Origin of the sequence: Rhizobium vallis, assembly GCF_003985155.1 — a bacterium.
Lineage (GTDB): Bacteria > Pseudomonadota > Alphaproteobacteria > Rhizobiales > Rhizobiaceae > Rhizobium > Rhizobium vallis.
Genome location: NZ_ML133710.1, coordinates 20,170 through 28,861, shown reverse-complemented (window position 1 = coordinate 28,861; position 8,692 = coordinate 20,170). Strand labels below are relative to the sequence as shown.

The following is an 8,692-nucleotide window of genomic DNA, read 5'->3' as shown; positions in this document are numbered from 1 at the left end:
AACCTGAAGGCCGCAGGTTCAAATCCTGCCAACGAAACCAAATTCCCAAGACAAAGCCAAAAGCAAAACAATACGAAAAAGCCCTCCAACCATGGAGGGCTTTCGTGCGTTTGGAGACACGGCATTCGGCATCCCGACAGCCGTCAATCCAGGCGAGGTCGGCGTTTGATCCACCGTGCTTGCCGGCGCAATGAATCGCGCCGCAGCAGGAACCTTGCCTTGCTCGCGCTGCGTGCGCAATCTGCGCCGGAGATAAGGCGAAGAGATTGTTGATGAAGTTGAAGCCACTGGTGTTGATGGTTGGCGCAGGGGCAGCGGCAATTGCGGGGATTGCTGTCCTTGGACGTGACGCCGAGCCGCCTCTGCCTGCAAATTCCCGGGCCGATTCCGTCCTCATCGACAAGACCGGCCACACGATGACCTTGTTCAGCGGTGGGCAGATGTTGCGAACCTACGCCGTCTCCCTCGGGCGCGGCGGGCTGGAGGCGAAGGCGCGGGAAGGGGATAACCGGACGCCGGAGGGGCATTACCGGATCGACGCGCGGAACCCGCGCAGCGCTTTCCACCTCTCTCTCTGCACATCAGCTATCCCGACGCTCGGGACACTGCGGCCGCCGCGGCGCGTGGTGAGAAACCGGGTGGGGACATCATGATTCACGGCATTCGCAACGGCCTCGGCTGGCTCGGGACTTTTCACCGCTGGGTAGACTGGACGGCGGGTTGTGTCGCGGTCACCGATGCGGAAATGGAAGAGGTCTGGCGGGTGGTGCCGGACGGCACGCCGGTCGAGATCAGGCGGTGAAAACGGGCAGGACGATCCGACAGACGTCGTGGAATCTCTGGCCAAAGTTCCCGGGACCCAGGTAGGGCGAACGATCCTGGGAAGGAAGCATGTCGATCGAAAGGGCGCGATGGTCTAGCGATCGAGACATCCAGAAAGCCAAGAACTTGAAGTGCGGCCGGCATATCTGGAAGGTTGCGCCAGGGTTTAGATAGTTGCTAAAATAAGAATATTCCAATATATGTAGGTCAGGCGCTTTTTATATTCCATGACAGTAAGCAACGTCCGTCCATTCCTGGCGGCGCCTATTATGCTATTCAGAAGGTCAGTTCGGTTTGATGAAATAAATCAAAGAGTTATAGGGGGGGGATAATGCAAAAACGGGCATCTTCTCTACTGGCGCCTCCGCATCGGAGGCGTCGTCTTTTGTGGGCAATATCGGGATTGCCGACGCTTTGCGCAATGGCGCTTTTTGCCAGTGCTGCTTCGGCGCAAGCGCCGACCGAAGAGCAGCGCAATGCGATCAAGGCGGAATGTCGCTCCGATTTCATAGCGCAGTGTTCCGGGGTGACGCCGGGGGGCATAGAGGCGCTCACATGCCTGCAACAGCATAGCGCCACGCTTTCGGCGGGCTGCCGGAAGGCGGTGTCGGCGATCAGCGCCAAGCCCAAATCGACATCCGCGGAGCCGGCCCCGGCGGCACCGACAACGACCGGAGCGACAAGTCCGGCACCGGCGACCGGCACGCCCGCGCATCAACCGACGCAGGCGCAGCGCAATGCGGTCAAATCTGCCTGCCAGCGGGATTTCATGGCACAATGTTCCGGGGTGACGCCGGGAGGCGCCGAGGCGCTCAGCTGTCTGCAGCAGCATAACGCCGCCTTATCGGCGCCGTGCCAGCAGGCCGTTGCGGCATTGGGGGGATCGGCCCCAGCTTCCGGCAATACTGCTGCCACGGGCGCGACCACGCCGGCCCCCGGAGGCGTGATGCCGGCCTTTTCTCCGCGGGAGGAACTGATGATCCTCAGGGAGACCTGCGGAGCGGACTTCCGGGCCTTCTGCCGCATGGTCCCATTGGGAGGAGGGCGGGGCATCGCCTGCCTGCGGGACAATCTGCCGCGCGTGTCGCCGGCCTGCCACAGGGTCCTGACCTCGGGATTGTAGCGCCCGTTCGAAACCTGCTCCCCGAAAGAGGCTATCGCGCTCCAGCGAGACACTCGATGAGCGCGGTGCCGCCAAGGCAGGCAAGGCTCTTCGCTTACCTGCATGCATGCTTTGCATCTCTCATATTTCATATCCGGCTGCGGCAGGCCCGGAGCCGTCATCTGCAACTCGATGAAATCAATGACGACACGAACGAAAGGCATCGCCATGTCATCGACTTTCCCTTTCCCGCGATTGAAGCGGATGCTCATATATGCGTCAGTTTCGGCCAGCTTGGCGCTGCCGACGAGCGCCTGGGCGGATGATGCAAAAGAGCTGCTCAAGAAAATGTCCGATTTTCTGGCGGCGCAGAAGACGATATCGTTTACCTACCAGTCGTCGCTGGAAGCGGTGACACCCGACTTCGAGAAGCTCCAGTTCGTCAGTTCCGGTACGGCCAACCTGACGCGCCCCGATAAGCTGCGCGTCACGCGCACCGGCGGCTTCGCCGACGTCGATGTCAGTTTCGACGGCTCGTCGCTGACGGTTCACGGCAAGAACCTCGACGCCTATGCCAAGATCGATGGCAAGGGTTCACTCGACGACCTGATCGACAGGATGATGACCGCGGGTGTGGAGGCGCCGGGTGCGGATCTGCTGTCCTCCGACGTCTATGATGTGCTGATGACTGATGTGACTGAGGCGAAGCACATTTCCAGCGCTTTCGTGGACGGCGTCGAGTGCGACTACCTTGCCTTCCGAACGCCTGAGATCGATTGGCAGATCTGGATACAGGCCGGTTCGCAGCCTATACCGCGCCGTTACGTCATCACCAGCAAACACATCGTCCAGGCGCCGCAGTACACGCTCGAAATCAGCGATTTCAAAAGCGGAGCCGATGTCGCCGCTGCGTCCTACAGCATCGAGATTCCAGCGGGCGCAAAGACGGTCGATCTCAGCGAGTTGCAATCGCTCGATGAGCTTCCGGCCCCTGCCGATACGGGAGAAGTGAAATGAACCGTAACAAGCTGCTGTTCGCTCTCGGCCTTGCCGGGGTCCTGACATTCACCGACTTTCGCATCGAAGGGCAGGGAGCTCTTCCGTTGTCGATCGGCTTCGCCACGCCGGCGGGCGCGGTCATCGGCCGGCCGCTGACGCCGCTCTCCTATGCGGGTGTTGCCCGCCGGACGACGCGCCGGGTCGTGCGGACGGCGACGACGATCGCCGTGCTTCCGCCGGGGTGCCTCTACGGTCCCTATTACGGCGGTTACTACTACCGATGCGGCTCCCTTTATTACGCCAAGAGCGGCAGCGTTTACGTGCAGGTGATTGTGCAGTAGCGATTGCGGCTGCCCTATCCCACCTTCGATATTTCGGCTTTTGCCACCTCTTCGGCCTTGGGGCGCCGCTTCCAATATTCCTCGAGGCGCTGCAACAGGACGTAGAAGGACGGCACGAAGAGCACGGCGAGGCAGGTCGAGGCGATCATGCCGCTGAAGACCGATATGCCGATCGATTTGCGGGCCGATGCGCCGGCGCCTGTCGCGAGCACCAGCGGCAGGACGCCGAGGATGAAGGCGAAAGAGGTCATCAGGATCGGCCGGAAACGCAGGCGGGCGGCCTCGACCGCCGCGCCGAGGATTTCCATGCCATCCGCCCGCTTTTCCCTCGCATATTCGACGATGAGGATGGCATTCTTGGCTGCGAGCGCAATCAGCAGGATGATGCCGATCTGGGTATAGAGATTGTTGGCGGCCCCCACCGCCATCAGCACCGCCACCGTGCCGAGGAGAGCGAGCGGCACGGCGAATAGCACGGCCAGCGGCAGGATCCAGCTTTCATATTGGCCCGCGAGGACGAAATAGACGAGGAGCATGGCGAGCGCGAAGACGAAATAGATCTGACCGCCGACCGCCTTCTCCTGGTAGGACAGCGCCGTCCATTCGAAGCCGGTGCCTCGCGGTAGCGTCTGATCGGCGATCTGCTCCATGACATCGAGCGCCTGGCCGGAGCTGAAACCGGCGGCCGGCGCGCCAACGATCGTGGCTGTGGGATAGAGATTGTAGAGGCTGATCAGAGAGGGGCCTTGCGTCATGGTGACATCGACGACCGTGCCGAGTGGCACCATCGTCCCGTCACCGGCCTTGACCTTGAGGTTGCGGATATCTTCGGGGCTCACACGGAAATCGGACGCGGCTTGCACATAGACCTGGAAGGTGCGGCCGAATTTGTTGAACTGGGTCACATAACTCGATCCGACATAGCCGGAGAGAGCGGAAAAGACCTGGCTCACCGCGATTCCCAGCGTCTCAGCCTTGATGCGGTCGACAGAAACGGCGAGTTGCGGCACGTTCGAGCGGAAAGGCGTGCTCAGCCTCTGCAGCGACGATTGGGCATCGCCGTTCTTGACGATCGTATCGGCAAGCGCTTGCAGCAGCGGATAGTCGGAAACGCCGTTCCTGATCTCGACCTGCATGGTAAAGCCGCTGGCGTTGCCGACGCCCTGGATCGGCGGCGGTACGACGACAAGCGTCTTGGCGGACAGCACGTTTTGTAGCGCGCCATTCAAATGCTGATAGATCGACAGCAGGTCCTGTCCTTTCGCCTTGCCGCGCTCATCCCAATCCTTGAGGACGACATAGGCCACGCCGGCGTTCTGCAGGCTGGCATTGTTGTCGAGAACGGAAATGCCACTGATGGTCAGAACCTGATCGACGCCGGGTGTGGCTTCGGCGATCTTGCCGACCTCTTCCATTACGGCATCTGTCCGTTCCTTCGAGGCGCCGTCGGGCAATTGCGTGCTGATCAGCACATAGCCTTGATCCTCGATCGGCAGAAACGCGGTCGGCAGGCGCGTGAGCCCCCAGACGGCGACGCCGATCAGCGCGAGGGCAGCGACGGCCATGATGCCGCTGTGGCGGGTCATCGCTCCGATCAGGCCGGCATAGTGACGTTCGCCCCAATCATAGCCCCTGTTGAAGCCGCGGTAGAAGACGTTGCGTTTCTCGAGCGGCACCGGCGGCCGCAGCCAGAGTGCGCATTGGGTCGGTTTCAGGGTGACGGCATTGATGGCGCTGATCAGCGCCGTGGCGGCGATGACGAGCGCGAACTGCCGGTAGAGCTGGCCGGTCAGGCCGGGCAGGAAGGCGGCCGGAATGAAGACGGCCATCAGCACAAGCGTGATGCCGATGACGGGGCCGAGCAGTTCCTCCATCGCCTTCTCCGCCGCCTTTCGGCCTGACATGCCCGCCTCGATGTGCCGGGCGACGCCCTCGACGATGACGATGGCATCATCGACGACGATGCCGATGGCAAGAACGATGGCAAAGAGCGTCGACAGGTTGACGGTGAAACCCAATGCCGCCATCGCCGCGAAGGCACCGATGATGGTAACGGGAACCGTGGTTGCCGGCACGAGCATCGCCCGCCAGTCCTGCAGGAAAACGAGAATGACGATGAGAACGAGCACGCCCGCCTCGATCAGGGTGACGTAGACCTCATCGATGGAGGCCTTGACGAATTTCGTCGTGTCGAAGGGCAGGTGATATTCGAGGCCCTGCGGGAAGCTTTTGGAAAGTTCCTCCATCTTGGCGTTTACCGCCTGCGCCACGGCAATGGCGTTCGCCTCCGGCAGCTGGAAAATGCCGATGCCGGCCGCCGGTCGGCCGTTCTGCATGAAGGACTGGCTGTAGGTCTGGGCACCGAGTTCGACGCGGCCGATATCGCGGACGCGTGTGATCCGGCCACCCTGTCCGGTTTCGACCTTGACGATGATGTTCTCATAGTCGGGCGCATCGTTCAGCCGGCCGTTGACATTCAGCGTGTATTGGAAGACTTGCCCCTTCGGCACGGGCGGGATGCCGATCTGGCCGGCGGCGACTTCCTGGCTCTGCTGCTGCACGACATTGACGACATCCTGCGGCGTCAGGCCGCGCGCCTGCAAGAGGTTCGGATCCATCCAGATCCGCATGGCATATTGGCCGGCGCCGAACACGGTCACGTTGCCGACCCCGGGCAGGCGGGCGAGTTCGTTCTGCAGATTGATGACGGCATAGTTCGACAGGAAGAGACTGTCATAGCGGCTGTCGGGCGAGGTCAGGGTGACGAAGCCGAGGATCGCCGTCGATTTCTTCTGGGTCGTGACGCCCTGAAGCTGCACCGCTTCGGGAAGCGACGACATTGCGATGGCGACGCGGTTCTGCACCAGAACCTGCGCCTGATCAGGATCCGTTCCGATGGCAAAGGTCACGATCAGCGAATAGGTGCCGTCGCTGGCGCTCGTCGACTGCATATAGAGCATGTCCTGCACGCCGTTGACCTGCTGCTCGATCGGCAATGCCACGGTGTCGATGAGGGTCTGCGCGCTGGCGCCGGGAAAGCGCGTCGTGACCTGCACGGTCGGCGGGACGACGTTCGGATATTGCGCCACGGGCAGTTGGAAGAGGGCGACAGCGCCGATGAGCACGAAGACCAGCGCCAGAACATTGGCGAGTACCGGTCGCTCGATGAAAAAGCGCGAGATCATGCTGTTGTCCTCGGACGTTCAGGATGAAGCCTGTGGCGAATTCATTGCATCGTGGTCGTGGCCTTTGCATCGCCGGCAGCGCTCGCCGCCGGGTTCATTTCCATCTTCTCGGGGGTAACCTTGCTGCCGGGGATTGCCAGCTGGATACCTTGGATGACGACCGGGTCAGCCGGATCGAGGCCGGACTCGATGACGCGAAGCGGACCTTCGCGCTGGCCCGTCTTGACCTGCTTCTGCTCGATGATGTCGTCCTTGCCGAGAACGAGCACGTAGCTGCCCAGCTGGTTGGTTCCGATCGCGTCGTCGCGCACCAGCAGTGCCTTGTCGTTGTGTCCGACCGGTACGCGCACCCTGACGAAGAGGCCGGGCAACATGGCGTGATCCTTGTTGTCGAAAAGGGCGCGCACCTGAAGCGTGCCTGTGGAGGCATCGAGCTGAGGCGATACGTAGTCGAGATGTCCCTTGTGCGGATAACCTTCTTCCGTCTGCAAGCCGAGCTCCGCCGGTATGTTCGGAAGGTCCGTCTGCCTGAAGGTGCGTCCCTGCTTGGCCAGATCTTGCTTGATCATCAGCACCTGTGTCTCGCTGACGTTGAAATAAGCATAGAGCGGATCGGTCTGGACGATGCTGGCGAGTTTGGTGGGACCGGATATGCCGACAAGCGCGCCGATATCGACGAGGTGATCCGTGACGATACCGTCGAAGGGGGCAAGCACCTCGGTATAGCCGAGGTTGATCGTCGCGAGTTCGAGATTGGCCTGGGCGTTCAGGATGGCTGCATTCGCCTCGTCGAGCGTCGCCTTGGCGCTGTCGACCGCCGTCTGGGTGGTGACCTGCTGCTTCATGAGATTGAGCTGCCGGTCATATTCCTGCTTTGCGCCGACCTGAGACGCCTGCTGCGAAGCGAGCGACGCCTTCGCCTGATCCAGTTGCGCCTGATAGGTGTCGCGTTCGATGCCGAAGAGCTTGGTGCCCTTCTTCACCATCATGCCGTCCTGATAGTCGATCGATTGGATATAACCTTGGACGCGCGCCTCGATATCAACGGAATTGAGCGGCGCGGTATTGCCGGTGAGCTCGAAATAGAGCGTTACCGGTTGCTGGACCGGCTGCGCGACGCGAACCGAAGGTGGCGGAGGGGCAACATAAGTATTGCCGCTCTCCTCGCAGCCGGCGAGAATTGCCGTGCCGGCAAGTGCTATAAAAAGTTGCAGACCCTGGTGCACTCTCCCACGCATTGCCGCCGCCCCCGACATGTCACGAGCCCAGTCTTCATGCGTGCCTCGACGGCGGCCCCCACGGCCTGCCGAAGGTTCAAGGCATGTGATATTATGTCGCGGCATTGCTACAAATTGCAATAGCCCTTGGTGCGCAATTGAACTGCCGAAGCAAGGAGACGTCGCTACGGCTTTCCGAGCCGTTCGAGGGCGGACTGCAGAGGTGCTTCCGAAACGCGGACTAGTCCGACATAAGGATTGGCCATATCTGAGATGAGGAAGACTGCACCTGCGACGGATAGGGCGCAAACGAACAGGATTGAGAGCACTGTTGGATTTACGGGCGCCTGCAGCCCGAAGGTGGAGAAAAGCAATCCGAGCCAACAGACGAGAACGGCGAGAAATGCCCAGGGCAAGCCCTCACGGCCGGATTCGACCAGCAGCCAATGGGTTTCGGCGACCATGCCGCTCACTTCAAGCGCGCGCGACTGGAGAGAATGCTGCACGTCATCCCGCGGCGACAACGATCGAAGGTCGCCCTGAACCGCTTCGATATCTTGATATTCCCCCAGCGCCGTACCTGATACCTCGTCGGTGGTCTCGGCCGTCCAGCCGCGGCTTAGCCGTTTCTCGATGAGTTCGCGCAGCAGTCGGCGCGCATTGTCGGTTTCCGGGCCGTAATGGGCCATGACGCGGTCCAATAGCAATATTCGCGCTGCAACTGTTCTCATTTCCGCTTCAGCATTGTCATAGCTCGATTTGGCAGATGCGATCAGTAGGCCGAGTGCTAGGGCAGACAGCGTTCCCACCACCGCGGTCGCGAGCCGGATGACGTCCTTGGATTCCGAGCTGAGATGGTGATCCGGCAGGCGGGCGCGGACCATCATTCCTATCGACGTTGCCGCCGACAGAAAAACAAATACAAGCCCGCCAAGTAATAGTGAGCTCAAGTCCGGTCTCCGTATCGTCACGTCAATCCCGCAGGCGCCGCTATTGCCGGCAAGATGCGGGATAAGTTCCAGGGAT

At 61.3% G+C, this 8,692-nt stretch carries 9 protein-coding genes; 6 read left to right on the top strand and 3 right to left on the bottom strand.

Features of this window, described 5'->3' with window-relative positions; genetic code table 11:
• The first annotated feature begins 272 nt into the window (after positions 1 to 272).
• The 6 genes from EFQ99_RS36110 (at position 273) to EFQ99_RS33340 (ending at position 3,264) form a co-directional block, all read left to right on the top strand.
• Positions 273 to 653: a L,D-transpeptidase family protein gene (locus EFQ99_RS36110; RefSeq protein WP_281024306.1), complete on the top strand. Its 381-nt coding sequence runs from the start codon at positions 273 to 275 to the stop codon at positions 651 to 653.
• Positions 650 to 802 carry a L,D-transpeptidase family protein gene (locus EFQ99_RS36105; protein ID WP_281024305.1) on the top strand — a complete coding sequence of 51 codons (153 nt, stop codon included), beginning with the start codon at positions 650 to 652 and terminating at the stop codon, positions 800 to 802. The genes EFQ99_RS36110 and EFQ99_RS36105 overlap by 4 nt, the downstream gene beginning before the upstream one ends.
• Positions 803 to 1,153: 351 nt before the next feature.
• Positions 1,154 to 1,945, top strand: coding sequence for a RodZ family helix-turn-helix domain-containing protein (locus EFQ99_RS33350; RefSeq protein ID WP_126925182.1), 792 nt, complete (start codon positions 1,154 to 1,156; stop codon positions 1,943 to 1,945).
• A gap of 56 nt (positions 1,946 to 2,001) precedes the next feature.
• Entirely contained in the window at positions 2,002 to 2,250 is a 249-nt protein-coding gene (locus EFQ99_RS35295) for a hypothetical protein (protein WP_164736487.1), read from the top strand.
• Positions 2,153 to 2,941, top strand: a complete 789-nt coding sequence (locus EFQ99_RS33345) for a DUF2092 domain-containing protein (RefSeq protein ID WP_126925186.1) — start codon at positions 2,153 to 2,155, stop codon at positions 2,939 to 2,941. The genes EFQ99_RS35295 and EFQ99_RS33345 overlap by 98 nt, the downstream gene beginning before the upstream one ends.
• Positions 2,938 to 3,264 carry a hypothetical protein gene (locus EFQ99_RS33340; RefSeq protein WP_126925180.1) on the top strand — a complete coding sequence of 109 codons (327 nt, stop codon included), beginning with the start codon at positions 2,938 to 2,940 and terminating at the stop codon, positions 3,262 to 3,264. The genes EFQ99_RS33345 and EFQ99_RS33340 overlap by 4 nt, the downstream gene beginning before the upstream one ends.
• Before the next feature lie 14 nt (positions 3,265 to 3,278).
• Here EFQ99_RS33340 and EFQ99_RS33335 read toward each other — a convergent pair whose 3' ends face one another.
• The 3 genes from EFQ99_RS33335 to EFQ99_RS33325 all read right to left on the bottom strand — a co-directional run bounded on the left by EFQ99_RS33335 (position 3,279) and on the right by EFQ99_RS33325 (position 8,616).
• Positions 3,279 to 6,449: an efflux RND transporter permease subunit gene (locus EFQ99_RS33335; protein WP_126925179.1), complete on the bottom strand. Its 3,171-nt coding sequence runs from the start codon at positions 6,447 to 6,449 to the stop codon at positions 3,279 to 3,281.
• 41 nt (positions 6,450 to 6,490) lie between these two features.
• Positions 6,491 to 7,687, bottom strand: a complete 1,197-nt coding sequence (locus EFQ99_RS33330) for an efflux RND transporter periplasmic adaptor subunit (protein ID WP_126925177.1) — start codon at positions 7,685 to 7,687, stop codon at positions 6,491 to 6,493.
• 164 nt (positions 7,688 to 7,851) lie between these two features.
• Complete coding sequence (locus tag EFQ99_RS33325) at positions 7,852 to 8,616, bottom strand: bestrophin-like domain (protein WP_126925175.1); 765 nt, start codon at positions 8,614 to 8,616, stop codon at positions 7,852 to 7,854.
• Positions 8,617 to 8,692 lie beyond the last annotated feature (76 nt).

Coding starts and splice junctions, on each gene's coding strand:
- EFQ99_RS36105 (WP_281024305.1), top strand. CDS start 650: ATGATTCACGGCATTCGCAACGGCCTCGGCTGGCTCGGGACTTTTCAC.
- EFQ99_RS33345 (WP_126925186.1), top strand. CDS start 2,153: ATGTCATCGACTTTCCCTTTCCCGCGATTGAAGCGGATGCTCATATAT.
- EFQ99_RS33350 (WP_126925182.1), top strand. CDS start 1,154: ATGCAAAAACGGGCATCTTCTCTACTGGCGCCTCCGCATCGGAGGCGT.
- EFQ99_RS33335 (WP_126925179.1), bottom strand. CDS start 6,449: ATGATCTCGCGCTTTTTCATCGAGCGACCGGTACTCGCCAATGTTCTG.
- EFQ99_RS33330 (WP_126925177.1), bottom strand. CDS start 7,687: ATGCGTGGGAGAGTGCACCAGGGTCTGCAACTTTTTATAGCACTTGCC.
- EFQ99_RS35295 (WP_164736487.1), top strand. CDS start 2,002: ATGAGCGCGGTGCCGCCAAGGCAGGCAAGGCTCTTCGCTTACCTGCAT.
- EFQ99_RS36110 (WP_281024306.1), top strand. CDS start 273: ATGAAGTTGAAGCCACTGGTGTTGATGGTTGGCGCAGGGGCAGCGGCA.
- EFQ99_RS33340 (WP_126925180.1), top strand. CDS start 2,938: ATGAACCGTAACAAGCTGCTGTTCGCTCTCGGCCTTGCCGGGGTCCTG.